This is a genomic window from Saccharothrix violaceirubra, from assembly GCF_014203755.1.
In the GTDB taxonomy this organism is placed as follows: domain Bacteria; phylum Actinomycetota; class Actinomycetes; order Mycobacteriales; family Pseudonocardiaceae; genus Actinosynnema; species Actinosynnema violaceirubrum.
The window spans coordinates 7,054,774-7,080,326 of sequence record NZ_JACHJS010000001.1 but is presented as its reverse complement, the minus strand read 5'-3'; the positions used below and the strand labels follow the sequence as shown (position 1 = coordinate 7,080,326).

Here is a 25,553-nt window from a genome sequence, read left to right as displayed (position 1 = left end):
GGACGAGAGGTTGAGGGACAGCTCGTGACTCCACCCGAGAAACCGGCGGGACAGGACGCGGACAAGACCGCGGTGATCACCCGACCGGGTGCCGAGGCCAAGAAGAAGGCGGCGAAGCCCGACACGCCGCCCGCGGCCGAGGAGCCGAAGCCGGAAACCGAGGAGACTCGGACGGTGGAGTCCCCGACCGACCGCGTCGACGCCGGCAAGACCGAAGTCGAGAGCGGCAAGACCGAAGAGGTGTCGGCGACGCCGCCGCCTTGGCAGCGAGTGACGAGCGAGGCCCCGTACGCCGAGGCCACCCAGGTGGGTCCCGGCGACGAGGTCGTGCCCGAGCAGCAGACGGTGGCCCTGGAGTCGCCCGCCTACCCGGCGAGCGATCCGGACACGGTGGCCGTCCCGCGCCCCGTGCCGCCGGGCCTGTCCGGCGGCGCACCGCGCACGTCGGTGAACCTCGGCGCGTCCAACGGCGGCCGTCCCACGACGGGGGCGGCCCGCCGTCCGGGCCGCGGCCCGCGCCGCGCGAGTCTCCAGATCAAGCGGGTCGACCCGTGGTCGGTGCTGAAGCTGGCGTTGGTGCTGGGCGTGGCGTTGTTCTTCGTGTGGCTGGTCGCGGTCGGCGTGCTGTACGGCGTGCTGGACGGCATGGGCGTCTGGGACAAGATCAACAACACGGCGAACGACCTGCTCCAGGGCAACGAGTCCAGCGGTGATCCACTGATCAGCGCGGGTCGGGTGTTCGGCGTGTCGGCGATCGTCGGCGCGGTGAACATCGTGCTGTTCACGGCGTTGGCGACGGTCGGCGCGTTCGTCTACAACGTGTCGGCGGATCTGGCCGGGGGGCTGGAAGTCACCCTGTCGGAACGGGACTGACCCCCGATTTGGGGCCACGACGGCACTTGCTGTACTGTTGTCGTCGTTGCCCCGAGGGCCTATAGCTCAGGCGGTTAGAGCGCTTCACTGATAATGAAGAGGTCGGAGGTTCAAGTCCTCCTAGGCCCACCGGAAGTTCGCAGTATCGCAGAGGGGAACTGCTGTGAAGAAGATCATCGCACTTGTCGCCGTCGCCGGTGCGGTCCTGTTCTTCGTCAAGCGCAGCCGCTCGGCCAAGGCCGACGCGGACCTGTGGCGCGAGGCCACGGCGCCGACCGACTGAACCCGCGAGGGCGGTCTGTAAATCTGCCGCCCCTCGCAAGGGGGACGTAGCTCAATTGGCAGAGCACCGCCTTTGCAAGGCGGGGGTTAGGGGTTCGATTCCCCTCGTCTCCACTCGACGCTGGAGGGCGAGTGCTCGCGGAGAGCGCTCGCCTTTTTCGCGTCTCGTCATTGTTCTGGGGGGCCGAGCCCCCCAGACCCCCCAGCCGGGGGCAAGCCCCCGGACCCCCATCGTCGGCCGACGGTCATGTGGTGGGTTGAGTGGGGAAGGGCCTGACGGCCGGTCGAGGGGTACTCGTGAAGCATCGGCAACACGTCGGGTGCCTGAGCGCACAACTCGCAGTGTCTGAACGCGTATTTCAGGGTGTCTGAACGCATAACTCGCGCGTTCGGGAATGCAAAGTCACCGGCAGCGCGACCTGCTTGAACGAGAAGGGGCCCGTGCCTCCGGCTGAGACACGGGCCCCGAAGAAAACTCAGACAGTCTGAGCGGCAGCGGAAGCGTCCTTTTGTCGCTGAGCGGCGATGTAGCCGTCCAACGACCAGGCTCCGGGCCCAGTGAAGATCAACAGAGCGAAGGCCCAGCTGTACAGGGCCGCGGCCTCACCATGGTTCTGGATCGGCAGCAGACCTTCGGGCTGGTGCACCACGAAGTACGCGTACGCCATGGCACCCGAAGCGAGGATCGCCGCGGGCCGGGTCGCCAGACCGACGCACACCAGGGTCCCGCACACCAACTCGATCAGGGCGGCAGGACCGCCGGGCCAGCTGGTGATCGACACGGCACTCTTGCCGAAGAGTCCGAACAGGGATTGAAGTCCGTGGTTCGCGAACAGGAAGCCGATGACGATGCGGAACAGCGCCAGGGCTTGATCACGACCGCGGTCAAGGACGTTCATGAGGTTGTCCTTCACATGCAGGGGCGGCCGGCAGGGTGAAAACACGGTAGACCGGGCAACGCAGTGTGCCTAGTCCGTTACGGGTTTCGATTCAGACGGCTGGCGTCTGAAAGACTGACATGCCTATGAACCGCGTGCCGCTGCTTGCCCTGTCAGCCGTCCTGTCATTGGGTGTTCTCGTCGCCTGTACCGGCACGAGCGCGCCGGGGGCCCAAGCCCCTCAAAGTGCCACGAAAACTGCGGAAACGACCTCCGCGACCCCGACCGGTCCGCCGCCCACGCCCGAGCCGTCGGCCGACGGCGAGTGCCCCTACCTGCCGTCGACCGACGTCGCGCAGGCCAACGGGCAGCTCGTGCGGAAGGTTCGGTTGTCCGAAGGTGCCCCGACCCCTGCCTGCTTCTTCTACGCCGACGCCACCGACGTCCAGTTGAGCGTCTGGGTGTTCCAGGGCGAGCCGACCACGGCGAAGGCGGTCGTCGACCGGGCCGCGCCGATCGCGTCGTCGAACCCCGCATCTTCCCCCGAGGGGTGGAACGGCGGTTCGGTCTCGAACGACCAGGGCGCCGTCTACGCGGTCGCCAAGGGCGGTGCCGCCGTCGTCGTCTCCAGCAACCAGCAGCAGACGATCAAGGCCAAGCGGATCGCGGAGACCGTCGTCGCGAACCTCGGGTTGTGAACGGGAAGCCCGCCCACCTACGAGGGTGGGCGGGCCCGGGACTCAGTGGTCCGAGATCTGCCCGTTGCGGGCGGAGTGTGCCTGCTCGCGCAACGTCGCGTCGTCGGTGTGCCGTCCGCGCGGCTCGGGGAAGGCCTCGTCCTCGAGGAAGGCGTCGTCCTCCAGGAGGACCTCCTCTGGCTTGCGGCTCAGTGCCACGTAGGCGGCCACGACACCCGCGGTGAGGATGCCGACGACCCACGGCCAACGTCGCCCCTTCGGGTGACGGGACTTGGCGTAGTCCTTTCGGGCCTGTTTCGCGGCCTTGCGGATTTCCTTGGTCCGCACTTTCGCGTCCTTGCGGGCGCGTTCGGCCGTCCTCAGCAGGTCCTTGCGCACCGCCTTGGCCTTCTTGGCGAGCTGGCGCCGGGTGCGGCGGGTCGACTTCTCGGCGGCTTCGGCCTTCTCGACGAGCAGGCCGGCCTTGTCCGCGACGATCCCGCGCAGGTGATCGGCTGTCACGCCGCGTTCGGCCAGCTTGCCCTGACCGCGTTCGGCCAGGTGGACGGCTGCGTCCGCACCGGCGTGGCCCGCTTGGACGGCACGCCGCCGCACGGCGCGCACCGCCTTGCCGACCGATTCGCCGGCCCGGGTCATGGCCTCTACCTCATCCATATCGCGCTCCACAAGCTGTCGGCCAGTCACAGTTCGGCAATACCCATCCTGCCCCTTTCCCAACCACGTCGCCTCCGGATGGCACGATGGGGGCGTGACGGACAGCAAAGAATCGCTCGTCGGGACCAAGGTGACCGCAACCCTGCGCACGTCGCGGGGCGACATCCGGATCACGCTCTTCCCCGACCACGCTCCCAAGACCGTGGGCAACTTCGTCGGGCTCGCCGAGGGCACCAAGGAGTACTTCGAGCCGAACGCGAAGGGCGAGCCGACCGGCCCGTTCTACGACGGCGCGATCTTCCACCGCGTCATCTCGGGCTTCATGCTCCAGGGTGGCGACCCGACCGGTACCGGCCGCGGCGGTCCCGGGTACAAGTTCGCCGACGAGTTCCACCCCGAACTCCAGTTCAACAAGCCGTACCTGCTGGCCATGGCCAACGCAGGTGCGAACACGAACGGCTCGCAGTTCTTCATCACGGTCGGCGCGACCACGTGGCTGAACTTCAAGCACACGATCTTCGGCGAGGTCGCCGACCAGGAGTCGCGCAACGTCGTCGACGCCATCGGTGCGACCGAGACCGACGGTGGCGACCGCCCGCTGACCGACGTGGTGATCGAGTCGGTCACCATCGAGCGCTCCTGACGGACCCGGTGGCGACCCCGCCGAACCACCCGCGGCCCGGCGACCCGGTCGAGGCGAGCCTGCCCCCGTGCAGCCGCCACCCCGACCGGGCCACCGGGCTGCGGTGTACGCGCTGCGAACGCCCGGCGTGCCCGGAATGCCTGCGGGAGGCCGCCGTCGGCTACCAGTGCGTCGACTGCGTGGCGGACGGCCGGCGCTCGGTGCGCCGGCCGGTCACGTTCGTCGGCGCCGAGTTCGACCCGCGCCCGCGCGTGACGCAGGCGTTGATCGCGGTCAACGTGCTGCTGTTCGCGGGCTCGGCCCTGCTCGCGGGCAGCGTCGCGCGCAACGACCTGTCCGAGCCGTACCAACAGCTCGACCTGCTGCCGGTCGCCGTCATGCTCGGTGAGTGGTGGCGGCTGCTGACCTCGGGGTTCCTGCACCTGGGCGTCACGCACCTGGCGCTGAACATGCTCTCGCTCTACATCCTGGGCCGTGATCTCGAACCGGCGTTCGGCCGGGTGCGGTTCCTGGCGCTCTACCTGACGTCGCTGCTCGGCGGCAGCGTCGCCGTGTACCTGTTCGGGAAGCTCAACGTGCCGGTCGTCGGCGCTTCGGGCGCGGTGTACGGGTTGATGGGCGCCATGCTGGTCGCGGTGCTCAGGCTCAAGCTCAACCTGGTGCCCGCGCTGTCCGTGGTCGGTCTCAACCTGGTGTTGAGCGTGACGCTGCCGGACATCTCGCTGCTCGGGCACCTGGGCGGCCTGGTGATCGGTGCCGCCGTGACGGCCGGGTTCGTGTACGCGCCGGCCGCCGACCGGGCCCGGTGGCAAACGCTTGCCGTCGGGGGAGCCGTGGTGCTGCTGCTGGTGATGACGGCCGTGCGGACCGCCCAGCTCTGGTGACGGCCGGTCAGGGGCGCAGGGCGTGCAGCACGTCGGTCACCTCGACCGGGTCCGTGCCCAGGTCGAACGGCGTCAGCACATAGAGCTTCTCGTCGTCGCCGCGCGCCCAGTCCAGTTCCAGGGTCGCGACCTCGCGGCCCAGCCTGCGCGTGTGCACGAGCTTGATCTTCACCTCGTGCCACGGCAGGTGCTTGGCACCGGTGAGCGTGCCGAGCGTCAGGCCGGTGTCGTCGGCCGTGAGCCGGCGGACGGCGAAGTGCGCCGTCCACAGCGCGCCGAGCGCGGCCAGGACGACCAGCAGCACGCGGCCGGTGGCGTCGGTGGTGAACGGGACGGCCACGAGGGCGAGCGCCACGAGTACGGCGTCGACCACGACGATGGCGCGTTTCGGGGACCAGGTCCGGGCGGGTGTCACCCGTCGAGTGTCCCGTACCTGTGGACAAACCGGGCCCCCGACCGGCGCTTGTGCGAAAACGCGCAAAGTTATCCACAGGAGTTGTCCCCAATGGGGATGAGTTACAGGGGTGTGTTTCGGCGACGGGACGGTGAACGCGGCGAACGTCGGGTGAACGTGGAACGGCCCGGACGTGGAACACGTCCGGGCCGTCGCTCACGGGGCGTCTTGCGACGTCAGCGCCACTTCATGGTCATCAACAGGCCGATGATCATCAGCGAGAACCCGATGGCGAAGTTCCACGAGCCCAGGTCCATCATCACCGGGATCTTGTCGCCCGCGATGTAGTTGACCACGAGCCACGCCAGCCCCAGCAGCATCAGGCCGAGCATGATGGCGATGTACACCGGGTGCGAAGGCCCCGCCGCTTTGACCTTCACCGGGGTACGGCGATCGGTCGGCGCCGTGTAAACGGCCTTCTTGCGGACCTTGGACTTGGGCATGCTGTCCTCGCCTGACGGGTGGATGAGCCTCCAGTGGCGCGTGTCTACGACCACTGCTGGATGAACACGTTAACGTAACCGGGCAGGTCGCCAAAGCAGTGTGAAGTCCGGGCCCGTCCGGACCGGGAGGTTTCGCGGTGAGCTACGACCCGCCCCGCGGCGGCACACCGGGTCGGGGGCCGCGCCCCGAACGGCGCGGCCGTCCCCCGTCGGACGCCGAACGCACCCAGCGGATCGGCCCGGTGGGCGGGGACACCGAAGCGACCGTGTACGTCGACGCGTTCTCGGGCGACCTGGCGCCGGCCCGGCCCGCGTCACCGCGTCCTGCACCGCAACGCCCCGTACCGCCGCGTGCCGGCCCACGGCGTCCCCCTGAGCCGCCGACCGAGGTCATCCCGCGCGTCGCGGCGGCGACCGAGGACGAGTCCGTGGACGATGACGGTGTCAGCCCGGCGGCCTCCGACGAGTCGCCCCCGCCTCCACCGCCGGACGGTCCCGTGCGCAAGACGATCCGCGCCTTTGGCGAACTGCTCATCACCGCGGGCCTCGTGGTCCTGCTGTTCGTCGTCTACGAGGTCTACGTCACCGACCTGATCTCGGCGGGCAAGCAGGAGGACGCCACTACGGCGCTCGACCAGCAGTGGGACTCGAACACGGTCGAGGCCGACCCGCAGCGCCAGGCCCAGTACGACCTGATCAGCGGCCAGGCGTTCGCAAAGATGTACATCCCGGTGTTCGGCGTCGACTACAAGTTCTCCATCGTCGAGGGCACCACGGACCCGGATCTCCAGATCGGCCCGGGGCACTACGTGGGCACGGCCCTGCCCGGCCAGCCGGGCAACTTCGCGGTCGCCGGCCACCGGGTCGGCAAGGGCGCACCGTTCAACGACCTGGACCTGCTCTCGTCGTGCGACGCGATCGTGGTCGAGACCCAGACGCAGTGGTTCGTCTACCGCATGCTGCCCACGTCGAAGGAAGCCGCCGGGTGGGCCGAGGGCAAGGGCAGGTCGGCGCGGTGCGCGGGCGTGACGCCGCTGCAGGGCGACTACTCGCGGACCGTCGGCCAGGAGATCGTGACACCGCACCAGGGCGAGGTGATCAACACCGTGCCGCACGTCGACGGCGACCCGGCGGGCGACAAGCTGCCGCTGATGACGCTGACGACGTGCCACCCGCGCTTCTCCGACAAGCAGCGGCTGATCGTGCACGCGGTGTTCGTGAAGGGGTACGACAAGAAGCCCGGGTTCATCCCGGACGAACTCAAGGAGCAGTGATGTACGGCTGGATCTGGCGCCACCTCCCCGGCCCGCTGCCCGTGCGCATCCTGGAGGCGCTGGTGCTCGTGGCCGGGGTGGTGGCGTTGCTGATGTTCGTCGTGTTCCCGTGGGCGGAGCCGAAACTGCCGTTCAACAACGTGACGACCGGCTAGCAGGGGACTCGGCACAACGGAGGAATGTGAACGACACCGGCTTGGAGGTGCGGGCGTGGTGGAGGCGCCTCGCCGGCCGGTCCTGCGCGGCGGTGATCAACGCCGTGCTGGGCTACGTCGGTGTGTTGCCCCTCCTGCTGCTCGTCGACCTGCTCTCCAACACCGTGGGTGTCGGGCTCGGCTGGGCCGAGCCCGACACCAAGTTCGGCTCCGACGGCGTGCTGTTCTCCGTGGCCTTCGACGTCGTGGTGCTGGTGTTCTTCGTATTGCTGTTCTTCACCGTCAACCTCTGGACCGCACGCCTTTTGAAGGTGTCAGGTCCGGCGTCCTGGGTGAGCGCCGTCCTGATCACCGTCGCGCCGACCGTGGTCGCCACGGTCGCGCCCGACTTATGGACCGCGGTCAGGTGGTACTGAGCGGGTTCGGGTTCCCGGGGGAAGGGGCGGGAGTGGACATTCGACAACGCCGTTGCCCGGCGGTGCGTCACGGTGAGAACGAGTTTCCAGGTCGTCGTCCGGGAAGGCGGACCGGGGGGATCGAGGCTCAGGAGCGGGAGATCCCGGTCATCTCGTCGCGGTCGACGACCTTGATCCGGTCGCGGCCCTGGGCGGTGCCCAGGGCTTTTTCGTGCGCGTCGAGCTTGAGCCAGCCCTCGTTCGTGGTGAACGGGATCGCGCGTTGCTCCAGGAACCTGACGACGGCTTCGGGTGTGGCGTCGGTGGCCCGGTGTTCGGCGTCGGCCAGCAGGCTGGTCACGGTCTCCAGCGCGTCGCCCTTGGTGTGGCCGATGAGCCCGATCGGGCCGCGCTTGATCCAACCCGTGACATAGACGCCGGGGATGTGCTGCTCGTCCAGGTCGAGCACGCGGCCGGCCTGGTGCGGGACCGTGCCGGAGACGTGGTCGAACGGCAGGTCGGACAGGTGCGTCGACAGGTAGCCCACCGCCCGGTAGACGGCCTGGACCGGCCAGTCGGTGAACTCGCCCGTGCCGCGGACGTTCCCGTCGCCGGTCAGCTCCATGCGCTCGGTGCGCAGCAGTTCGACCTTGTTCTCGCCCTCGATCGCCACGGGCGCCTCGAGGAAGTGCAGGTGCAGCCTGCGGGGACGGCTTCCGGGGTCGCGGATCGCCCACTCCTGGAGGGTCTTCACGACCATCTCGACCTGCTTGTTCGAGCGGATCGCGGCCATGCTCGCCGCGTCGAAGTCGATGCCCTCGGGGTGCACGATGACCTCGACGTTGGGGGAGTGGTCGAGTTCGCGCAGCTCCAGCGGCGTGAACTTGGCCTGTGCCGGTCCACGTCGGCCGAACACGTGGACGTCCGTGACCGGGCTGGCCTTCAGGCCGGCGTGGACGTTGTCCGGGATCTCGGTGGTGAGCAGCTCGTCGGCGGTCTTGGCCAGCACGCGGGCGACGTCGAGTGCGACGTTGCCGACGCCGAGGACCGCGACCTGGCGGGCGTCGAGCGGCCACGTGCGCGGCACGTCCGGGTGGCCGTCGTACCAGGAGACGAAGTCGGCCGCACCGTACGAGCCGGGCAGGTCGATGCCGGGCAGGTCCAGCGGGCGGTCCTTCTCGGCACCGGTGGAGAAGACGATGGCGTCGTAGAAGTGACGCAGGTCGTCGAGCTTGAGGTCGACGCCGTACTCGACGTTGCCGAAGAACCGCACGCCGTCGCGGTCGAGGATCTTCTGGAGGGCGTTGACGATCCCCTTGATCCGCGGGTGGTCGGGTGCGACGCCGTAGCGGATCAGGCCGTAGGGCGCGGGCATGCGTTCGAACAGGTCGACGCTCACCTCGACGTCGGACTTGGTCAGGATGTCGGCGGCGTAGATGCCCGCCGGGCCTGCGCCGACCACGGCGACGCGGAGTGAACGTGTCATACCATTAGGTTAGGTGAGCCTAAGTTCACTTCTGTGGAGAGGTTCGTCACGGTTACCCTGGGGGCATGCGCGTACTCGTCGTCGACAACTACGACAGCTTCGTCTACAACCTGGTCCAGTACCTGGCCCAGCTCGGCGTCGAGTCCGTGGTCTGGCGCAACGACGAGGTGCCCCTGGGTGAGGTGCGGCAGTTCGGCGGCGTGCTGATCAGCCCGGGGCCGGGGACGCCCGAGCGGGCCGGGCGGTCGATGGACGTCATCCGCGAGTGCGCGGATTCCGGGGTGCCGGTGTTCGGCGTCTGCCTGGGACATCAGGCGATCGGTGCGGTGTGGGGTGGGACGGTCGACCTCGCTCCGGAGTTGTTGCACGGCAAGACGAGCGTCGTGCACCACCGGGGCGGTGGGGTGTTGGCCGGGGTGCCCGATCCGTTCACCGCGACCCGGTACCACTCGTTGGCTGTCGTGCCGGAGACGATTCCGGAGGAGTTCGAGGTCACGGGGACGACGGAGTCCGGTGTGGTGATGGCCATGCGGCACCGGAGTCTGCCGGTGGAGGGTGTGCAGTTCCACCCGGAGTCGGTGTTGACCGACAGCGGGCATCGGATGTTGGCCAACTGGTTGCGGGTCTGCGGGTTCGAGGTGGCTGAGGACGTGGTCGCTTCCCTGGAGTCCGGAATGCGCCGGTTGGCCGCTGCCGCTCGTTGAGGTTCTTTGCGTTCCCGAACGCGCGAGTCATGCGTTCAGACACCGCGAGTTGTGCGTTCGGACACCGTGAAATACGCACTCAGGCACCAAGCGGGTGTGTGCTTGGTGCCTGAGTGCGTGCGTGTGCCGTGTGTGGCTACCTGGTCGTCGTCGGTCCGCCTGGGCGGAACTCGCCCACGCTCACGGTGATCCGCTGGTTCTTGGTGATCGGCTGCTGGGGGTCGACGGACTGGGTCTGGATCTTGTTGTCCTTCGACGGGTCGCTGACCGCCGTCTTCCCGTTCTCCTGCAGGTCGCCGGTCCAGCCGAGTTGTTGCAGCTTGGTCCTTGCCTGCGTTTCGGACATGTTCCTGATGTCGGGCATGAGGATCTGGTTTCCGCGTGACACGTTCAACGTCACGACGGTGCCCTTGGGCTGCCTGCTCGACGGTGGGTCCTGGGAGACGACGAGGCCCTGCTTCGCGGTGCCGTCCACTTCCTTCGTCTGGACCTTGAAGCCGAGTCCTTCCAACGTGGCCTTCGCGTCGGCGGCGTCCGTCTCGGTCACGTCGGGCAGCTGGACCTTGTCCTGCGCCTTGCCGATGCGGATCGTGATGGCGCTGCCCTTGGCGGCCTTCGTGCCCGGCATCGGGGTCTGCTCCGCGACCTTGCCGACCTTCGTGTCGTCGTCGACCTCGACGGTTTCCTGGTTGGGTGCGAGTGTGAAGTCGCTGCCCAGCTTCGCCTGTGCTTCCTGGGGTGCCAGGCCGCGCAGGTCGGGCACGTCGATCTGTTCCGGGCTGCTGCCGATCCGCACGCGCACGTCCGTGTTGCGGTCGACCTCGCTGTTGGCCGGCGGGTCGCTGTCGATGACCTTGTCGATGCCGTCCGCGCCGCACGGGGCGGGTGCGCCGTTGGCGCCGGGTTGGCACGGCACCAGGTCGATCTTGAACACCAGGCCCGCGCCGGCCACCGCGGCACGGGCCGCGGTCTGCGTCTGGCCGGCCAGGGACGGGACCTTCACCTTGTTGCTCTTGGTCTGGTCGTCGTTGTCCAGCAACGACGTCGTGATCCACGCGGCCATCGCCAGCACGGCGATGCACAGCAGCACCACGAGCCCGACGATCAAGGCCTTCCTGCGCCTTGCCCGCCGTTCCAGGTCCTCGTCGTCCAACGGGTCGTAGCCCGACGGCTCCTCGCGCACGGCCGACGGCCGGTGCCGGCCGCCCGACTGCACCTCGGTGCGCGGGGACGACGTCTGGTTCATGACCGCCGTACGGTCCTCGGCCGTCATCACGGCCGGTGCCGACGGGCGTTGGCCCGACAACACGCGCACGAGGTCGGCACGCAGTTCGGCGGCCGACTGGTACCGGTTGGCCGGTCCCTTCGCCATCGCCTTGAGCACGATCGCGTCCAGCGCGGGCGTGACCTTGGGGTTGAGCGCCGACGGCGGCTTCGGGTCCTCCCGCACGTGCTGGTACGCCACGGCCACCGGCGAGTCGCCGGTGAACGGCGGCTCGCCCGTGAGCAGTTCGAACAGCACGCACCCCGACGCGTACACGTCGGAACGCCCGTCGACGGCCTCGCCGCGGGCCTGCTCGGGGGACAGGTACTGCGCCGTGCCGATCACGGCCGCGGTCTGGGTGACCGCCGCCTGCCCGTCGTGCACCGCGCGCGCGATGCCGAAGTCCATCACCTTCACCGCGCCGGACCGCGTGATCATCACGTTCGCGGGCTTCACGTCGCGGTGCACGATGCCGTGCCGGTGGCTGAAGTCCAGGGCCGCGGACACGTCGGCCATGATCTCCATGGCCCGCTTGCCGGCCAGCGGTCCCTGTGTCTTCACGAGGTCGCGCAGCGTCCGCCCGTCGACGAACTCCATGACGATGTAGGGCAGCGGGCCGTAGTCGGTCTGGGTCTCGCCGGTGTCGTAGACGGCGACGATCGCGGGGTGGTTCAACGCCGCCGAGTTCTGGGCCTCGCGGCGGAACCGTTCCTGGAACTGGGTGTCGCGGGCGAGGTCTGCACGGAGCACCTTGATCGCCACGTCCCGGCCGAGCCGCACGTCGCGGCCCTTGTGAACCTCCGACATACCGCCGTAGCCGAGGGTCTCACCCAGTTCGTAGCGGTTGGAGAGCAGTCGCGGAGTGCTCATCAGTGCTTCGTCCCGCTCCTCGTCAACGGTCCCACCATCCTGCCGGCCGTTCGCTTTCGTACCCGTCGCGCGCTATGTCCGTACACAGGTCACCCTGACCTGTTCGCCGATCGAGACCTCGACCGGCTCGATCCGCTCCACCCGGCAGTTCGCCCGGTCGAGCACGGGCAGGCCGTCCACGTCGAGCAGTTCCGGCTTCAGGTTCTTCGCGGCCAGCTCGTTCATGACCTCGTCCGCGTACCGTCCGACGTACCGGCCGGTGTCGATCTTGACTTGATCGGGGGTCGGGTCGGCCGGTGCCGTGGCGCGGGCGCTCGTGGTGCCCGTACCGCTCGCCCCGCCCGGTCCGGTGTCGGACTTCGCGATCGCGCGCACGATGACGATGCCGAGGACCAGGAGGACGGTCGCCAGCACAGCGACCATAACCCACAGCACCGCCCTGTTGCGCCCCGGTTGGACAGGCGGCCGGCCGAACGTCCCGGTGTGCTGCGGCGCCACCGGAGGCCCGGGGTTCACCACGGGCAGGCCGGGGTGCGGCGACGGCGGGTGCGGTGCGCCGACGGCCATCGCGAACCCGGACGGCGCGGGCAGCGGCAGTCCCGACCGCACGGCGTTCACCGCCTGCGCGAACTCGCCGCCGTTGCGGTACCGCTGCCGGGGGTCCTTGACCAGCGTCGCCTCGACCAGCGCCCGCGCACCCGGCGGGACGTCCGGCGGCAGCGGCGGCGCCAGGTCGCGGATGTGCATCATCGCCACGGTCACCGCGTTCTCGGACAGGAACGGCCGGTGCCCGGCGAGGCATTCGTAGCCGCACACGGCGAGCGCGTACACGTCCGACGCGGGTTCGGCCGCGTGCCCCAGGGCCTGTTCCGGCGCGATGTAGTGCGCGGTGCCCATGACCATGCCGTTGTGCGTCACCGGTGCCGCGTCGGCCGCCTTCGCGATCCCGAAATCGGTGATCTTCACCTGGCCGGTCGGGGTCACCAGGATGTTGCCCGGCTTGACGTCCCGGTGCACCAGGCCGCGTTCGTGCGCGGCCTGCAACGCGTTGCCCGCCTGCTCCAGCACGTCCAACGTCCGGTCGGCGGTGAGCCGGCCGCGGGCGATGACCGCGGCCAGCGGCTCGCCCTCGACCAGTTCCATGACCAGGTACGCGGTGTCCTCGGGACCGTCGGGCACGGACGCGGTCTCGCCGTAGTCGTGCACCGACGCGATGCCCGGGTGGTTGAGCGACGCGGTCGTGCGCGCCTCGATCCGGAACCGGTCGAGGAACTGCGGGTCGCCGGACAGCTCCGCCTTGAGCACCTTCACCGCGACCCGCCGGTCGAGCCGGGTGTCGTCGGCCTCCCAGACCTCGCCCATGCCGCCGACGGCGATCCGCCTGCCAAGGCGGTACCGCTCGGCGAGCAACTGGCCCGAGGTCAGCATCATCGGCCCCCGAGGAAGGCACCGATGACCGCGCGGCCGATCGGTGCCGCGACCTTGCCGCCGGTGGCCTGCAGGCCCGCGTCGCCGCCGTTCTCCACCAGGACCGCGACCGCGATCTCCGGCTTCTCGGCGGGCGCGAACGCCACGTACCAGGCGTGCGGCTTGGTCGCGCGGGCGTTCGTGCCGTGCTCGGCGGTGCCCGTCTTGGAGGCGATGGTGACGCCGTTGAGCTTGCCGCCGCCGGCGGTGTTCTTCTCCGACTCCACCATCATGTCGCGCAGCGTGTCGGCCTGTTCGGGCTCCAGGGCCTCGTCGACCTCGTCGGGCTTGTTCTCGTCGACGATGCTCAGGTCCGGCGCGATGATCTTCTTCACGAGCTGGGGGGCCATCCGCGTACCGCGGTTCGCGATCGTCGCGGCCACCATGCAGTTGAGCAGCGGCGTCACGCGCACGTCGCGCTGGCCGATGCCGGTCTGGTAGATCGCCGGCGTGTCCGCCATCGGACCCAGCGTCGACGTCGCGACCGGCAGCGGGATCTCCAGGTCCTTGTCGTCGAACCCGAACTTGGCCGCCTGCTTGTTCAGCTTGTCCTTGCCCAGGTCGTTGGCCAGCGTCGCGAACGCGGTGTTGCACGACTTGGCGAGCGCTTCCTGGAGGGTGGCGGTCACGCCGTTGCCGCAGATCGAGTCGTTGAAGTTGGGCAGCGGGACGTCGGTGCCCGGCGGCTTGATCGTCGGCCGGCCGTCGACCTGGGTGTCCTTGGTGGCGCCGTCGGCGAGCGCGGCGGACGCGACCACGAGCTTGAACGTCGAACCCGGCGGGTAGATCGCGTCGACCGACCGGTTGAGCATCGGCTCGCCGGAGTCGGGCGCGTTCAGCTCCTCCCACGCCTCCTCCTGCACGGCGGGGTCGTGGCTGGCCAACCGGTTCGGGTCGTAGGACGGGGTGCTGGTCATGGCCAGGATCTCGCCGGTCGACGGGCGGATGGCCACCACGGACCCGGTGACGCCGGCCAGCCCGTCGAACGCGGCCTTCTGCAGCTTCGGGTCGATGGTCAGCTGGATGCTGCCGCCCTTGGGGTCGCGACCCGTGATCAGGTCGGACACCCGGCGCGCGAACAGCCGGTCGTCGGACCCGTTGAGCAGGTCGTCCTCGGCGTGCTCCAGGCCGCCCGTGCCGTAGGTCGTGGAGAAGTAGCCGGTGACCGGCGCGAACGCCGGGCCGTCGGCGTAGGTGCGCAGGAACCGCAGCCGGTCCGTGGTCTTCTCCACGGCGGCGATCGGCGTGTCGTCGGCGGCGATGATCCGCCCGCGCTCCCGCGAGTACTGGTCGAGCAGGACGCGCCGGTTCAGCGGGTCCTTGCGGTAGTCGTCGGCCTTGATGACCTGCACGTAGGTGGCGTTGGCCAGCAGCAGCAGGAACATCGCCATCATGGCGATGCCGACGCGGCGGAGCGGTGTGTTCATTTCGGACGCTCCACCATCACAGTGAACTGGTCGGCGATCGCGGGCTGCTGGGGCCGGGGCGCCGGTGCGGCCTTGGGCGCGCGTGCGGCATCGGAGATGCGCAGCAGCAGCGCCACGAGCACGTAGTTGGCCAGCAGCGACGAACCGCCCTTGGACAGGAACGGCGCGGTGATGCCGGTCATCGGGATCAGCTTGGTGACCCCGCCGACGATGATGAAGAGCTGGAAGGCCACGGCGAACGCCAGGCCGCCGCCGAGCAGCTTGCCGAACGTGTCCCGTACGGACAGCGCGGCACGCAGCCCGCGCATCGCGAACACCATGTAGACCAGCAGCACGGCCGCGAGCCCGACGAACCCGAGCTCCTCGCCGATCACCGCCGCGATGAAGTCCGTGTTCGCCTCGGGGATCTGGTCGGGACGCCCACCGCCGAGGCCCGCGCCGAACAGGCCGCCCGTGCCCAGGCCGAACAGCGACTGCACGATCTGGTAACCCGAACCGGACGGGTCGGCGAACGGGTCCAGCCAGTTCTGCACGCGGACCTGGACGTGCGAGAACACCTTCCAGCCCGCGAACGCGCCGACGCAGAACATCGTCAGGCCCAGCACGACCCACGCGGCCCGCTCGGTCGCCACGTACAGCAGCACCAGCACGATGCCGAAGAACAGCAGTGACGAGCCGAGGTCCTTCTGGAGCACCATGATGCTCACGCCGACCGCCCACGCGGCGACCAGCGGACCGAGGTCGCGGGCACGCGGCAGGTCCAGGCCCAGCACCCGGCGTCCGGCCGCGGTGAACAGTTCGCGCTTCTGCACCAGGAACGAGGCGAAGAAGACCATCAGCAGGATCTTGGCGAACTCGCCCGGCTGGATGGAGAACGCGCCGAAGCTCAGCCAGATCTTCGCACCGTTGATCTCCGGCGCGATGAAGCTGGGCAGCACGCCGGGCAGCACCAGGGCGATCAGACCGAGGAAGCCGAACGTGTAGCCGTAGCGGGCGAGCGTGCGGTGGTCGGACAGGAACTTCAACGCCACGCAGAACAGCAGCAGCGAGATCGCCGTCCACGCGACCTGTTTGGGCGCGGCGTCCGACCACGTGGTGCCGTTGGGGAACTTGACGTCCTCCATGGCCAGGTCGATCCGGTGGATCATGACCAGGCCCAGGCCGTTGAGCAGGCCGACGCACGGCAGCAGCACCGGGTCCGCGTTGGGCGCCCATCGGCGCACGGCCAGGTGGGCCACCGTCATCACGCCCATGAACGACAGGCCGAGCCAGACGATGCCCATCGTCAGCTCCTGCTCCTGGTTGGCCTCCACCAGGATCAGCGCGCCCGTCACGATGATGGACGCGAAGGCGAGCATGAAGAGTTCCGCGGTGTTCCTCTTCGTGCTCGGCCTGAAGCCGGGCGACGTGCTGTTCGCCGTCGCGAGCGGCGTGCCGTCGGCGCCGGTGACCGGCGAACCCATGGTGATTACTGACCCTTCCGGCAGTCCGTGCCCGGCTTCGGTACGGACGTGGTGAGCGGCATGCCCGTCGTCGTGGTCGGTGGCGTGGCCTGGCCGGTCGCCGACGGGTCGGCGGTCGTGGTCGGCGCGGCCGGTGTCGTCGTGGCGGGCACGGTGGCCGGTGGCGGATTCTTCGGGCAGAACGGCAACGTCTGCTCGGTGCGCAGGCGTCGGATCGCCTCGCGCGCACCCTCCAGGCCGTCGACCTCGGTGATGCCGTTGCGCACGACGTCGCGCGTCGACACCTTCAGGTCGTCCAGGGTGATCGGCTCGCACGCCTGCGCGCCGGGCGGGCACGAGCCCTCGACGAACGAGTGCAGGTTGATCCCGAACACGCTGCCGGTCACGCCCCGGAAGATCGACACCTGGCCGTCCTCGGTCGTGCCGACGTAGTACTGGCGCATCACGTACCAGCGCGTGCCCAGTCCGGCCGCGGCCAGGACCAGCAGCAGGAACACGACCAGCGCCAACGCCTTGACCTTCGCGCCGCGCTTGCGGGGCGGCGGCGGGGGAGGCGCCTCGACGCGTGGCGGCACCGGCCGCGGGCCCGTGATCGAACTCGCCCGCGACGCCGGTGAGTCCGGCGGCGGCGGGTCGGCGCTGCCGTCGCCGGCGGCACCGCCCACGATCGGCGCGTCCTCGCCGAAGTCGATGTCGACGACGTCCGCGATGACCACGGTCACGTTGTCCGGGCCACCGCCCTTGAGCGCCAACTCGATCATCCGGTCCGCGCACGCCTGCGGGTCGGGGATGCGCATGGCCTCGTCGAGCGTCTCCATGCTGACCACGCCGGACAGGCCGTCCGAGCACAGCAGGTACCGGTCGCCCGGCCGGGCCTCGCGCACCATCAGGCGCGGTTCGACCTCGTGGCCGGTCAACGCGCGCAGCAGCAGTGAGCGCTGCGGGTGCGTCGCGGCCTCCTCCTCGGTGATCCGGCCCTCGTCGATCAGCGACTGGACGAACGTGTCGTCGTGCGTGATCTGCGTGAACACGCCGTTGCGCAGCATGTACGCCCGGGAGTCGCCGATGTGCACCATGCCGAGCCGGGAGCCCGCGAACAGCACGGCGGTGAGCGTGGTGCCCATGCCGTCGAGGTCCGGGTCGCTCTGCACGAGCTCGGAGATCGCGCTGTTGCCCGAGATCACCGCGTCGCGCAACTGGCCGAGCAGGTCGTCGCCCGGCTCGTCGTCGTCCAGCGGTGCCAGGGCGGCGATGACGACCTTGCTGGCCACCTCGCCGGCGGCGTGGCCGCCCATGCCGTCGGCGAGGGCGAGCAGGCGCGGTCCCGCGTACACGGAGTCCTGGTTGTTGGAACGGACCAGGCCACGGTCGCTGCGGGCCGCGTAACGGAGAACCAGGGTCATGAGCGCAGCTCGATCACGGTTTTGCCGATGCGGATCGGGGAACCGAGCGGGACCCGGAGGGGTGCCGTGACCTTCGCCCGGTCGAGGTATGTGCCGTTCGTGGAGCCGAGATCCTCCACGTACCAGTCCGTTCCGCGCAGCGAGAGCCGTGCGTGTCTGGTCGAGGCGAAGTCGTCGTCCAGGACGAGCGTCGAGTCGTCCGCGCGGCCGATCAGGATCGGCCGGCCGTCGAGGGAGATCCGCGTGCCCGTCAGCGCGCCGTGCGTGACGACGAGCTGCCGGGGCGCTTTCGCCCCGCCGCGGGCGTTGTTCTTCGCGCGCCTACCGAACCGCGGCGTCGGAACGCGCAGTCCCGACGCCGCGTACAGGTCCGAGCGGACCACTCGTAGCGCAGCCAACACGAACAACCAGAGCAGGATGAGGAATCCCGCCCTGGTCAGCTGCATCACCAGCTCTGGCACCGGTTGTACCCGCTCCTGACTTGAGTGCCGTCACGCCCTCGGCTCAACCCTGGGTGCGGAACACCAGGGACGAGTGGCCGATGCGGACGACGTCGCCTTCCGCGAGCTGCCAAGTCTGCACCGGAGTGCCGTTCACCGTGGTCCCGTTTGTCGAACCGAGATCGGCAAGCATGGCAGCCTGCCCGTCCCAGGTGATCTCCAGGTGCCTGCGGGACACGCCGGTGTCGGGCAGCCGGAAGTCCGCCTCCTGGCCGCGGCCGACCACGTTGCCGCCCTGCTTGAGGTTGTAGGTGCGGTTCGACCCGTCGTCGAGGTGCAGCGTCGCGTTGAGCTGGCGCGGGGTGCCCTGCTGGCCGTAGCCCTGGTCGTAGCCGCCCTGCTGCTGGCCGTAACCCTGCTGGTCGTAGCCCTGCTGGCCGTAACCCTGCTGCTGGCCGCCGTAGCCCTGGTCGTAGCCGCCCTGCTGCTGGCCGCCGTAGCCCTGGTCGTAACCCTGCTGGCCGTAGCCCGGCTGCTGCTGCTGGCCGTAGCCCTGGTCGTAGCCCGGCTGCTGCTGGCCGCCGTAGCCCTGGTCGTAGCCCTGCTGGCCGTAGCCCTGTTGCTGCTGCTGGCCGCCGTAGCCCTGGTCGTAGCCACCACCGCCACCTTGGCCGTAGCCCTGGTCGTAGCCCTGCTGGCCGTAGCCCTGTTGCTGCTGCTGGCCGCCGTAGCCCTGGTCGTAACCCTGTTGCTGCTGCTGGCCGTAGCCGCCCTGCGCGTAGGGGTCGTAGCCGGGCTGGCCCTGTCCTTGTCCGTAGCCGGGAGGCTGGCTCATGGATCCGTCTCCTGCGGTGCGAGGTGGTGCTGACCGTCGGCTGGCAACTTTCACGTCGGGGTCGACGGACGAGCTGGTGTGGAACTGTCCGGTGTGCAGCGCGTCGGAGCGCTCCAGGGAGACTACGACGTCACCATAGGTATCCCATCCGCTCTCTTCGAGGTGCTCCCTGATGGAGTCCTCCAGTGGCTGGGTGATGCGTAGTTCATCCTGGCCGTCACCGGCAAGCCGGTCGTGGTCCTGCGGGCCCAGCAGGACCTTGTAGTGGTTGGGGGCGAGCAGCCGGCCGCCGGCCAGCTCGCGGATGTTCCCCTCCGCCTCGCGCTGGAGCGCCTGGGCCACTTCCTGCGGGTGGACGTTGCCGCCGAACACCCGGGCGAAGGAGTTGCCCACTATGCCTTCGAGACGGCGCTCGAAGCGCTGTACGAGGCCCACGGCAAACCCTCCGACTCGGTCGACATGTCCCGACGATCGTATCCGGGGCGGGGAGGGCGTACACGGGGCGATTTGGTACCCGGGGGAGCCCTCGTGCTAGGGTTCACCCGTCGCTCCGGGCGAGTGGCGGAATGGCAGACGCGCACGGTTCAGGTCCGTGTGTCCGAAAGGACGTGGGGGTTCAACTCCCCCCTCGCCCACAACGAAATCGAAATCCCCCGGCCGCGAATGCGGACGGGGGATTTCTCGTTGGAGGGGCCTTGTCCGGCCGCGCGGCCGGTCCGGTTCCGGGGCCGTCGATGATCGGCCCGGGGGCGCGGGAGCGTGGTGTGCGGACATCTCGGTCGGCGTGTCGAAGGTCGACGGTGTGTGATTAGCGTTACTCCGCTTCGGTGTCTCGTAAGGGTGGGGTTGAAGTCCCTCGGTGGACCCGAGTGGCCCTACGTCATTGCCTGACTCGGGCGGGTGACGGGCAGGATCACACTTTTGGCCCAGTGTTGTTGACCTGGTCGGCTGCGGGCCGTTCGTGTCGTGGTCCCCGGCGACGGGTCGGGCGTCCCGCACGAATCGGGTTTGCCGTCCGTGACCGGTGTTGGTCCGCTCCGGTGACGGGGAACGGCGCGCACCGGCCCCGTCTGGCGGTGCGTGCGGCATCGGACGATCTTGATCCCGCCCGCCGTCCCTCGAACGGCGCAATGGCGGCGGATCCGGATTCGCCGGCCCTGCGCCGGGTATCCGAGGCTCGGCAGCCGCTCGGCGGTCGGCGTTCGCGCGGTCGGCGCAAGCCCGTCGGTCGATCTGCTGCGGCGAGCGGTCGGTGAGTGGCCTGTCAGTGGGCCGGGCCGGCGGAATTCCAGGCGTCCTCCAGGCGTGGATCGCACACTCTGAGCACAGTTTTTGCTCCACCTCGCCCCTCGCTGTCACCCGGACGGCAGTACCGCCGGGCTGAACTCCTCGGAGGGGCGATCGACCGGTTACCGACCGGGCGACGCCGTCGACCGCTGGGCGGCGGTCGGGCGGCCGGATCCGGGGCGCCCGACTGGTACGCCTTATCCAGAGCACGAGTCGAAACGCGGTGGTCGCATCCGCCGTGGTTGCCGAGGAGGCCCTGGCGTGAGCAGCACACCAGCACGGATCGCGGACACCGACGACGCCCGGTCGCTCGCGGCGATCGAGGTTCCCGTTCCCGAACTGCCCGGCTCCGCGGAGGAGCTGGCCGCCGCGGCGGCGACCCGCCTCGGCTGGCACGGCGTGGTGCTGCCCGAGATGGTGTTGATGGGCCGCCGGATCGTCGTCGTCGCCGAACTGCTCGCCGATGCCCACGCCGAACGCGTGTGCCTGGGCGCGGCACCCGAGGTCGACCGCACCACGGTCTCCACGTGGGTGTGGCCCGAGATGGACGGCCGCGTGCCGCCCGCCGCCGTGCGCATCGTCGGCGTCCTGGCCGTGGCCCGGCACTGGCGCACCGCGCTCGCCTCCGCCGTGCCGTTCGCCCGCTTCGGCAACGCGGCGGCCGTGCTGCCGTCGTCGGTGGCGTTCACGCACGACTACCTGACCAACTGCCTGCCCCGCGTGCGCCGCTACGGCGTCTCCGTGCTGCTCGCCGACGAGGAACTGGAGCTGACCACCGACGTGGCCGGTCGCAACGAGAGCGTCCCGGTCGAGGACACCGCGACCACGCGCTGGGTCAACGAACTGGTCTACGAACAGGTCCTCGCGACCGCCTGATCACCCCAGGACGCGGTCGAGGTACGCGTTGCCGAACCGGCCCCCGGGGTCGACCTCGGCGCGAACCCGGCGGAAGTCGTCGAACCTGGGATAGCGCTCCCGCAAGTCGGGTGCGGTCAGACCGTGCAGCTTTCCCCAGTGCGGTCTCCCGCCGACCGCGCCCGCGATCTTCGCGAAAGCCTCGAAGTACCGCCGGTAGGGCATGCCCAACGCCTGGTGCACCGCGACGTAGGCGGTGTCCCGCCCGTACGCGGTGGACAGCCAGATGTCGTCACCGGCCGCCACCCGCACCTCCACGGGCACGATGACCCCGTGGTCGAGGCGGTCGACGGCGGTCCGCAGCTCCCGCAGCACGTCGTGCAGCGACTCGCGGGGCACGGCGTACTCCGACTCCACGAACCGCACGCGCCGGGGCGTGACGAACACGCGGTGGGACACGTCGCGGTAGTCGCGTCCGGACAGCAGGACGCCGCACAGGCGGCCGAGCGGACGCGTGGTCCGGGGGAGGTGCCGGGCGATGCCGCAGATCAGTCCGAACGCGCCGTTCTCGACGACCTCGTACTCGTAGAAGCGGCGTGCCGCCGAGAGCGGTGCGGGTGGTCCGTCGACGCGGTTGTTGCGCTTGACGAGCACGCGGTCGCCATGCGGGAACCAGTGGAACTCCACGTGGTCCTCGGTGGCGGTGAGGTGGTCGAACCCGTCGAGCACGGCGTCGAGCCGGTCCGGGTACTCGCGGGCGTGCAGCGTGAACGCGGGCACGCAGCGCAGCGTCACGGTGGTGATCACGCCGAGCGCGCCGAGGCCGATCCGTGCCGCGTCGAACAGCGCCGGGTTCTCGGCGGCCGAGCAGCGGACGTGCGAACCGTCGGCGAGCACGAGTTCGAGGGCCACGACCTGGGTCGCGAGCCCGCCGAACCGGGCACCGGTGCCGTGGGTGCCCGTGGACAGGGCGCCGGCGACGGTCTGGGCGTCGATGTCGCCGAGGTTCTCCAGGGCGAGGCCGACGGTGTCGAGGGCCGCGCCCAGGGTGCGCAGGGTGGTGCCGGAGCGGACCGTGGCGAGGGTGCCGGACACCTCGACGACACCGGTCCAGCGGTCGAGGTCCAGGGCCACGCCGGGTGCGACCGCGATGTCGGTGAACGAGTGGCCGCTGCCGCGCGGGCGGACGGCGGGTGCGGACGTGACCGCGGCGGCGATCCCGTCGATGCTCGTCGGTCGTGCGACACGGTGCGGCGTGGCGGACGCCGTGCGTGCCCAGTTCGTCCACATGTCGTACCTCCCGTGGTCCAAGCACCGTAGGTGAAAGGAATTCACCTTTCAAGTACGGTGTGCGCCATGCACTCCCGAGCCCGCCTCGACGCCGCGACGGGCGGGTTCGACCCGCCGTTCGCGATCGTCGACCTGGACGCGTTCGACCACAACGCGGACGACCTCGTCCGGCGTGCCGGCGGCCTGCCGATCCGGGTCGCGACCAAGTCCGTCCGGGTGCGTGCCCTGCTCGACCGCGTCCTGCGCCGGCCCGGCTACGCGGGCCTCATGTGCTACTCGCTGCCCGAAGCCCTCTGGCTGTCCGACACCGACACCGCCGAGGACCTCCTCGTCGCCTACCCGACCGTCGACCACGCCGCGCTGCGCGCCCTGGCCGCCGACGCCACCGCACGCCGCCGCGTGACGCTCACCGTCGACTCCGTCGCCCACCTCGACCTCGTCGACCGGGCACTGGGCGCCGACCACCCCGAGATCCGCGTCTGCCTCGAACTCGACGTGTCCTGGCGCCCCCTGCCCGGACTGCACGTCGGCGCACGCCGTTCACCCGTCCACACCCCGCACCAGGCCGCGATCCTGGCCCGTGCGATCGCCCGCCGGCCCGGCTTCCGCCTCGTCGGCGTCATGGCCTACGAGGGCCAGATCGCCGGACTCGGCGACGCGCCGCCCGGACGTCCCGCGCTCGGCGCCGTCGTCCGCTGGATGCGACGGCGGTCCGGCGCCGAACTCGCCGCACGCCGGGGCGCCGCCGTCGCGGCCGTGCGCGACCACGCGGACCTGGAATTCGTCAACGGCGGCGGCACCGGCAGCCTGGAGACCACCCGCACCGACGCGGCCGTCACCGAACTCGCCGCCGGGTCCGGACTGGTCGGACCGACCCTGTTCGACGGCTACCGCGCGTTCCTCCCGCAGCCGGCCGTCCTGTTCGCGCTGCCCGTCGTCCGCCGTCCCACCCGCGACGTGGCCACGTTGTTCTCCGGCGGCTACATCGCGTCCGGGCCGACCGGTCACGACCGCGCGCCCACCCCGTACCTGCCCGCCGGGCTGGAACTCATGGCGTTCGAAGGCGCCGGAGAGGTGCAGACCCCGGTCGTGGGACCGGACGCCGCCGCGCTGGCCGTCGGCGACCGGGTGTGGCTGCGGCACGCCAAGGCGGGCGAACCCGCCGAGCGGTTCACGCACTACCACTGCGTGCGCGGCACGGCGGTCGAGGAGACCGTGCCGACCTACCGGGGCGAGGGCCGCTGCTTCGGCTAGGTCCTAGTCCGGCAGGCGCGTGGACAGGTAGCCCCGGACCAGCACCTTCGCCTCGCCCAGGATCGTCGCGTCGCCGGCCGCGTCGCGGCGGAACGCCAGGTTCAGCACGCTGTCGGCCGCCTCGACCGCGATCGAGATCGGCAGTTGGATCTGCGCGAACGGAATGCCGAAGCGCTCGGCGATCATCTCCGCGATCCGGTCGGAGATGACCGCGTTGTTGTCCTTGCGGTCGTCGAGCAGGCGCATGTCCACCACGTCGCCGAAATGCAGCTTGCTGAACGCCGGCACGTCGCGGTGCATCGTCACGTACACGTCGAAGATCGAATCGACGGCGTCCCACCAGTGCTCGAGCTGCGACGTGCCGAACTTGCCGTCGACGGTCTGCATGAAGCGTTCCAGGTTGCGCATCGTCAACGCCTGGACGACCGCGCGCTTGTCGGGGAAGAACTGGTAAAGCGAACCGACCGCGACCCCGGCCCGTTCCGCGATCAGCGTCGTCGTCACACCGTCGTAGCCGACCTCTTCGACGAGCGAGGCACAGGCTTCGAGCATCCGCTCGACGCGCTTGGCGCTGCGCTGCTGCACCGGTTGGCGGCGCAGCGGGGTCGAACTGGTCACGGCGACTCCTGCGATCGGTTGGCGGGACTCCATAGTGCCCGGTCGGCGACCGTCGTACCGCACGGTCCGTTCCGACACGCACGCGGTCCGCACACGAAATCGGCGGTGCACCGCGAATTCAGCCATCCGGGTATCGACCGTTCGCCGCTGGTCGCCTCCCGCCCACAGACCCCGGGGTCGGGAGTTCCGCCGACGGGAAATGCGCGGACGGCGGAAATGACGCGTTCGGACGCTCGGTGATACGACCGGCCGGAGGAGTGGAAACGGCTCCCATGCCCGCGCGGGAGGGGCAGGCATGGGAGCCGAAGTGGTGCCCGCGGACCGGTGCCGGTCGGGGAGGGAAGGTGCACGGCACCGGCCCGCGGATGTCTGGAGTTGTAGCCGGCCGGCGGTCCGGATCGTCGCGGTCGGGGGTTCGCACGCCCGGACCGCCGGCCAGTAGGCGGGTAGTCGAGCCTGTCGCGTCGGGGGAACGACAGGTCGGTACCGCCCGTTAGTGGGCTCGAAGCACGGCCGCGGCTCGGCGACTCCGGGTGACAGGAGGGGTCACCGGGGCCGAGCGCAGGTGTCGAGCCGGGCGCGGGGCGAGACCGCCCGCGACCAGGTGTTCGTACGCGGCGCGCCACACCGAACAGGGGCTCTTCTGCTGCCGCCAGCGACCGGAGCACTCGGGGCAGTTGCCCTTCTCGTCCGGTTCGTGCGCGGCGAGCAGTGCCCGCCATCCCTCGGTCAGCCGGGGGAGTTCGGATCGTGCCACCGACAGGAGGGACGGGGCGTCGGCTTCGTTGGCCAGCTCGGTGAGCAGGTCCAGACGCTCCCACACCGCGTTGCGAAGAACTTGTCCGAGGATCTCGTCCACCGAAACGTCACCGTCACCTTTCCGCCTGCTCGGCGGCTTCGCGTAGCGCAGCCCTGAGCTGTACGAGTTGGTCGGCCGAGAGCACCGCCGTCTCGCCCGGAGGCCCGACCAGGACCACACGGCCCCGGTCGACCATCACGGTGAGACAGCGTTCCCGGTCGACCACGTCACCGCAGCCGATGCGCCACGTGCGACGTCGCCCGGTCGAGCCGCGCCATCCGGGGTCGAGGTCGGTCGACTCCCGGATAGACAGGGTTGCCGGAGCGGGAGCGCTCGAGTCCGTGCCGCGCACCGGTCCACCGGGGGTGGTCACCGTCCGCTCGATCACGTCCACGATGCGACTTCCTCTCCGTGTTCACTCGCTTACCGGAACCCAGATTGCGATGATTCAACCTGGA

At 70.0% G+C, this 25,553-nt stretch carries 26 protein-coding genes, 3 tRNA genes and 1 pseudogene; 14 read left to right on the top strand and 16 right to left on the bottom strand.

The window, feature by feature from the left end; translation table 11 throughout:
* Positions 1-24: 24 nt before the first annotated feature.
* From F4559_RS36650 to F4559_RS32875, 4 genes and pseudogenes are all read left to right on the top strand, one after another.
* Positions 25-873 carry a DUF3566 domain-containing protein gene (locus tag F4559_RS36650; protein WP_184674954.1) on the top strand — a complete coding sequence of 283 codons (849 nt, stop codon included), beginning with the start codon at positions 25-27 and terminating at the stop codon, positions 871-873.
* A 55-nt stretch (positions 874-928) separates the two neighbouring features.
* Positions 929-1,002: transfer RNA gene (locus F4559_RS32880), tRNA-Ile, on the top strand.
* A gap of 34 nt (positions 1,003-1,036) precedes the next feature.
* Positions 1,037-1,153 (top strand): annotated as a pseudogene (locus F4559_RS34650) (DLW-39 family protein); the annotation flags it as partial.
* A gap of 43 nt (positions 1,154-1,196) precedes the next feature.
* Positions 1,197-1,269 (top strand) — tRNA-Ala (locus F4559_RS32875).
* Positions 1,270-1,631: 362 nt separating this feature from the next.
* Here the strand turns inward: F4559_RS32875 and F4559_RS32870 are convergent.
* On the bottom strand, positions 1,632-2,054 hold the full coding sequence (locus F4559_RS32870) for a DoxX family protein (protein WP_184674953.1): 423 nt from the start codon (positions 2,052-2,054) through the stop codon (positions 1,632-1,634).
* 119 nt (positions 2,055-2,173) lie between these two features.
* Between F4559_RS32870 and F4559_RS32865 the strand changes: the two genes are divergently transcribed.
* Complete coding sequence (locus F4559_RS32865; protein WP_246445381.1) at positions 2,174-2,731, top strand: DUF2020 domain-containing protein; 558 nt, start codon at positions 2,174-2,176, stop codon at positions 2,729-2,731.
* Positions 2,732-2,773: 42 nt separating this feature from the next.
* Here F4559_RS32865 and F4559_RS32860 read toward each other — a convergent pair whose 3' ends face one another.
* Positions 2,774-3,385 carry a hypothetical protein gene (locus tag F4559_RS32860; protein WP_184674952.1) on the bottom strand — a complete coding sequence of 204 codons (612 nt, stop codon included), beginning with the start codon at positions 3,383-3,385 and terminating at the stop codon, positions 2,774-2,776.
* Positions 3,386-3,479: 94 nt separating this feature from the next.
* Here F4559_RS32860 and F4559_RS32855 point away from each other — a divergent pair, with 94 nt between their 5' ends.
* Positions 3,480-4,028: a peptidylprolyl isomerase gene (locus F4559_RS32855; RefSeq protein WP_312865937.1), complete on the top strand. Its 549-nt coding sequence runs from the start codon at positions 3,480-3,482 to the stop codon at positions 4,026-4,028.
* Between the two features lie 8 nt (positions 4,029-4,036).
* Complete coding sequence (locus F4559_RS32850) at positions 4,037-4,912, top strand: rhomboid family intramembrane serine protease (RefSeq protein ID WP_312865936.1); 876 nt, start codon at positions 4,037-4,039, stop codon at positions 4,910-4,912.
* A gap of 7 nt (positions 4,913-4,919) precedes the next feature.
* Here the strand turns inward: F4559_RS32850 and F4559_RS32845 are convergent, their stop codons facing one another.
* Together F4559_RS32845 and crgA are read right to left on the bottom strand one after the other, a co-directional pair.
* Positions 4,920-5,327, bottom strand: a complete 408-nt coding sequence (locus F4559_RS32845) for a PH domain-containing protein (RefSeq protein ID WP_184674950.1) — start codon at positions 5,325-5,327, stop codon at positions 4,920-4,922.
* A gap of 215 nt (positions 5,328-5,542) precedes the next feature.
* Positions 5,543-5,809 carry a cell division protein CrgA gene (gene crgA, locus F4559_RS32840; protein ID WP_184674949.1) on the bottom strand — a complete coding sequence of 89 codons (267 nt, stop codon included), beginning with the start codon at positions 5,807-5,809 and terminating at the stop codon, positions 5,543-5,545.
* Between the two features lie 137 nt (positions 5,810-5,946).
* Between crgA and F4559_RS32835 the strand changes: the two genes are divergently transcribed.
* The 3 genes from F4559_RS32835 to F4559_RS32825 are packed head-to-tail and all read left to right on the top strand — an operon-like array spanning position 5,947 to position 7,654.
* The gene (locus F4559_RS32835) at positions 5,947-7,083 is read left to right on the top strand and encodes a class E sortase (RefSeq protein WP_312865935.1); all 1,137 of its coding nucleotides are present in this window, start codon (positions 5,947-5,949) and stop codon (positions 7,081-7,083) included.
* Positions 7,083-7,238, top strand: a complete 156-nt coding sequence (locus tag F4559_RS32830) for a hypothetical protein (protein WP_184674948.1) — start codon at positions 7,083-7,085, stop codon at positions 7,236-7,238. The genes F4559_RS32835 and F4559_RS32830 overlap by 1 nt, the downstream gene beginning before the upstream one ends.
* 26 nt (positions 7,239-7,264) lie before the next feature.
* A complete protein-coding gene (locus F4559_RS32825) occupies positions 7,265-7,654 on the top strand; it encodes a hypothetical protein (protein WP_184674947.1) in 390 nt (129 codons plus the stop codon).
* A gap of 127 nt (positions 7,655-7,781) precedes the next feature.
* Here F4559_RS32825 and F4559_RS32820 read toward each other — a convergent pair whose 3' ends face one another.
* The gene (locus F4559_RS32820; RefSeq protein ID WP_184674946.1) at positions 7,782-9,119 is read right to left on the bottom strand and encodes an FAD-dependent oxidoreductase; all 1,338 of its coding nucleotides are present in this window, start codon (positions 9,117-9,119) and stop codon (positions 7,782-7,784) included.
* Between the two features lie 65 nt (positions 9,120-9,184).
* On the opposite strand from F4559_RS32820, the gene F4559_RS32815 reads away from it, so the two are divergent.
* Entirely contained in the window at positions 9,185-9,823 is a 639-nt protein-coding gene (locus F4559_RS32815; RefSeq protein WP_184674945.1) for an aminodeoxychorismate/anthranilate synthase component II, read from the top strand.
* Between the two features lie 136 nt (positions 9,824-9,959).
* Here F4559_RS32815 and pknB read toward each other — a convergent pair whose 3' ends face one another.
* The 7 genes from pknB to F4559_RS32775 all read right to left on the bottom strand — a co-directional run bounded on the left by pknB (position 9,960) and on the right by F4559_RS32775 (position 19,427).
* Positions 9,960-11,957 carry a Stk1 family PASTA domain-containing Ser/Thr kinase gene (pknB, locus tag F4559_RS32810; RefSeq protein ID WP_184674944.1) on the bottom strand — a complete coding sequence of 666 codons (1,998 nt, stop codon included), beginning with the start codon at positions 11,955-11,957 and terminating at the stop codon, positions 9,960-9,962.
* Between the two features lie 72 nt (positions 11,958-12,029).
* Positions 12,030-13,385, bottom strand: coding sequence for a protein kinase domain-containing protein (locus tag F4559_RS32800; protein WP_246445379.1), 1,356 nt, complete (start codon positions 13,383-13,385; stop codon positions 12,030-12,032).
* Complete coding sequence (locus tag F4559_RS32795; RefSeq protein ID WP_184674942.1) at positions 13,385-14,851, bottom strand: peptidoglycan D,D-transpeptidase FtsI family protein; 1,467 nt, start codon at positions 14,849-14,851, stop codon at positions 13,385-13,387. The genes F4559_RS32800 and F4559_RS32795 overlap by 1 nt, the downstream gene beginning before the upstream one ends.
* Complete coding sequence (locus F4559_RS32790; protein WP_184674941.1) at positions 14,848-16,314, bottom strand: FtsW/RodA/SpoVE family cell cycle protein; 1,467 nt, start codon at positions 16,312-16,314, stop codon at positions 14,848-14,850. The genes F4559_RS32795 and F4559_RS32790 overlap by 4 nt, the downstream gene beginning before the upstream one ends.
* 5 nt (positions 16,315-16,319) lie before the next feature.
* On the bottom strand, positions 16,320-17,717 hold the full coding sequence (locus F4559_RS32785) for a PP2C family protein-serine/threonine phosphatase (protein WP_184674940.1): 1,398 nt from the start codon (positions 17,715-17,717) through the stop codon (positions 16,320-16,322).
* A complete protein-coding gene (locus F4559_RS32780) occupies positions 17,714-18,178 on the bottom strand; it encodes an FHA domain-containing protein FhaB/FipA (RefSeq protein WP_184674939.1) in 465 nt (154 codons plus the stop codon). Before F4559_RS32780 ends, F4559_RS32785 begins: the two co-directional genes overlap by 4 nt.
* A 43-nt stretch (positions 18,179-18,221) precedes the next feature.
* Positions 18,222-19,427 carry an FHA domain-containing protein gene (locus F4559_RS32775; protein ID WP_184674938.1) on the bottom strand — a complete coding sequence of 402 codons (1,206 nt, stop codon included), beginning with the start codon at positions 19,425-19,427 and terminating at the stop codon, positions 18,222-18,224.
* Between the two features lie 117 nt (positions 19,428-19,544).
* Here F4559_RS32775 and F4559_RS32770 point away from each other — a divergent pair.
* Positions 19,545-19,627, top strand: a tRNA-Leu gene (locus F4559_RS32770).
* A gap of 913 nt (positions 19,628-20,540) precedes the next feature.
* A complete protein-coding gene (locus F4559_RS32765) occupies positions 20,541-21,155 on the top strand; it encodes a hypothetical protein (RefSeq protein WP_184674937.1) in 615 nt (204 codons plus the stop codon).
* On the opposite strand, the gene F4559_RS32760 is transcribed toward F4559_RS32765, so the two are convergent.
* Positions 21,156-22,424: a D-arabinono-1,4-lactone oxidase gene (locus tag F4559_RS32760; protein ID WP_184674936.1), complete on the bottom strand. Its 1,269-nt coding sequence runs from the start codon at positions 22,422-22,424 to the stop codon at positions 21,156-21,158.
* Positions 22,425-22,490: 66 nt separating this feature from the next.
* Between F4559_RS32760 and F4559_RS32755 the strand changes: the two genes are divergently transcribed.
* On the top strand, positions 22,491-23,678 hold the full coding sequence (locus F4559_RS32755; protein WP_184674935.1) for an alanine racemase: 1,188 nt from the start codon (positions 22,491-22,493) through the stop codon (positions 23,676-23,678).
* A gap of 3 nt (positions 23,679-23,681) precedes the next feature.
* Here F4559_RS32755 and F4559_RS32750 read toward each other — a convergent pair whose 3' ends face one another.
* The 3 genes from F4559_RS32750 to F4559_RS32740 form a co-directional block, all read right to left on the bottom strand.
* Entirely contained in the window at positions 23,682-24,296 is a 615-nt protein-coding gene (locus tag F4559_RS32750; protein ID WP_312865934.1) for a TetR/AcrR family transcriptional regulator, read from the bottom strand.
* A gap of 493 nt (positions 24,297-24,789) precedes the next feature.
* Complete coding sequence (locus F4559_RS32745) at positions 24,790-25,155, bottom strand: hypothetical protein (protein WP_184674934.1); 366 nt, start codon at positions 25,153-25,155, stop codon at positions 24,790-24,792.
* 13 nt (positions 25,156-25,168) lie between these two features.
* Complete coding sequence (locus F4559_RS32740) at positions 25,169-25,489, bottom strand: hypothetical protein (protein ID WP_184676571.1); 321 nt, start codon at positions 25,487-25,489, stop codon at positions 25,169-25,171.
* Positions 25,490-25,553 lie beyond the last annotated feature (64 nt).

What these genes read in the sequence shown, in the direction of transcription:
- F4559_RS32870 (WP_184674953.1), bottom strand. Translation starts at nt 2,054, where the DNA reads ATGAACGTCCTTGACCGCGGTCGTGATCAAGCCCTGGCGCTGTTCCGC.
- F4559_RS32865 (WP_246445381.1), top strand. Translation starts at nt 2,174, where the DNA reads ATGCCTATGAACCGCGTGCCGCTGCTTGCCCTGTCAGCCGTCCTGTCA.
- F4559_RS32860 (WP_184674952.1), bottom strand. Translation starts at nt 3,385, where the DNA reads ATGGATGAGGTAGAGGCCATGACCCGGGCCGGCGAATCGGTCGGCAAG.
- crgA (WP_184674949.1), bottom strand. Translation starts at nt 5,809, where the DNA reads ATGCCCAAGTCCAAGGTCCGCAAGAAGGCCGTTTACACGGCGCCGACC.
- F4559_RS32830 (WP_184674948.1), top strand. Translation starts at nt 7,083, where the DNA reads ATGTACGGCTGGATCTGGCGCCACCTCCCCGGCCCGCTGCCCGTGCGC.
- F4559_RS32820 (WP_184674946.1), bottom strand. Translation starts at nt 9,119, where the DNA reads ATGACACGTTCACTCCGCGTCGCCGTGGTCGGCGCAGGCCCGGCGGGC.
- F4559_RS32815 (WP_184674945.1), top strand. Translation starts at nt 9,185, where the DNA reads ATGCGCGTACTCGTCGTCGACAACTACGACAGCTTCGTCTACAACCTG.
- pknB (WP_184674944.1), bottom strand. Translation starts at nt 11,957, where the DNA reads ATGAGCACTCCGCGACTGCTCTCCAACCGCTACGAACTGGGTGAGACC.
- F4559_RS32800 (WP_246445379.1), bottom strand. Translation starts at nt 13,385, where the DNA reads ATGCTGACCTCGGGCCAGTTGCTCGCCGAGCGGTACCGCCTTGGCAGG.
- F4559_RS32795 (WP_184674942.1), bottom strand. Translation starts at nt 14,851, where the DNA reads ATGAACACACCGCTCCGCCGCGTCGGCATCGCCATGATGGCGATGTTC.
- F4559_RS32790 (WP_184674941.1), bottom strand. Translation starts at nt 16,314, where the DNA reads ATGGGTTCGCCGGTCACCGGCGCCGACGGCACGCCGCTCGCGACGGCG.
- F4559_RS32785 (WP_184674940.1), bottom strand. Translation starts at nt 17,717, where the DNA reads ATGACCCTGGTTCTCCGTTACGCGGCCCGCAGCGACCGTGGCCTGGTC.
- F4559_RS32760 (WP_184674936.1), bottom strand. Translation starts at nt 22,424, where the DNA reads ATGTGGACGAACTGGGCACGCACGGCGTCCGCCACGCCGCACCGTGTC.
- F4559_RS32755 (WP_184674935.1), top strand. Translation starts at nt 22,491, where the DNA reads ATGCACTCCCGAGCCCGCCTCGACGCCGCGACGGGCGGGTTCGACCCG.